This is a genomic window from Pseudomonas sp. HY2-MNA-CIBAN-0224 (assembly GCF_040310285.1).
Lineage (GTDB): Bacteria > Pseudomonadota > Gammaproteobacteria > Pseudomonadales > Pseudomonadaceae > Aquipseudomonas > Aquipseudomonas helleri.
On the sequence record NZ_JBEOPQ010000147.1, the window covers coordinates 1 to 588 of the forward strand.

Sequence of the window (588 nt, forward strand, 5' to 3'; positions counted from 1 at the left end):
AACGCCTTCACAAGCCATAAGACTGTTCTTGAACCAAGTAGCCGATACTAATGCGATTCCTCTGTCTTTTGACTATCAACAACCTAAGCTCAACGCGCAAACACTTGCTGCTATTGCAGAGGTCGCGAGCGGTAACGGCACTAAGTACGATAGCTTTGGTGATTTGATGGATGAGCTAGAAGGCGAGGCTGATGAGATCCATTGAAGTATCCAGTCAGTTTAAGAGAGATGCCAAAAAGAATTATCTAAGCTTGCTCACTCCTGCATGGGGCGAGGTGCTTAATTGTTTGACGAACGATATACCGCTACCGGCTAAATACAAAGACCATGCGTTGACCGGCAATCATAAAGGGTTTAGGGATTGCCATATTAAGCCTGATTTGGTGCTTATCTACCGTGTTCAGAGCGATACGGTAGATTTTGTTAGGCTGGGTAGCCATTCAGAGGTGTTTGATTAGCCTGTTTTAAGTGGTTCCACAATGACAGTCTGTTTTGAGTAGTCTGTTAATAGGTTTTTGGAGTGAAATAGCTAGTTCCGCTGGGGTATACTCTATTCACATACCTGATATCAATTTAGCTGAAGGTAAA

2 protein-coding genes are annotated in these 588 nt (G+C 43.5%); both read left to right on the top strand.

The annotated features are described in order from the left end of the window. Positions 1-205 (top strand): type II toxin-antitoxin system RelB/DinJ family antitoxin (locus AAEZ03_RS25765; RefSeq protein ID WP_350582549.1); only part of this gene is annotated, 205 nt, incomplete at its 5' end. Then, positions 192-458: a type II toxin-antitoxin system RelE/ParE family toxin gene (locus AAEZ03_RS25770; RefSeq protein ID WP_015060936.1), complete on the top strand. Its 267-nt coding sequence runs from the start codon at positions 192-194 to the stop codon at positions 456-458. The genes AAEZ03_RS25765 and AAEZ03_RS25770, both read left to right, overlap by 14 nt. The last annotated feature ends 130 nt before the right edge of the window (positions 459-588 follow it).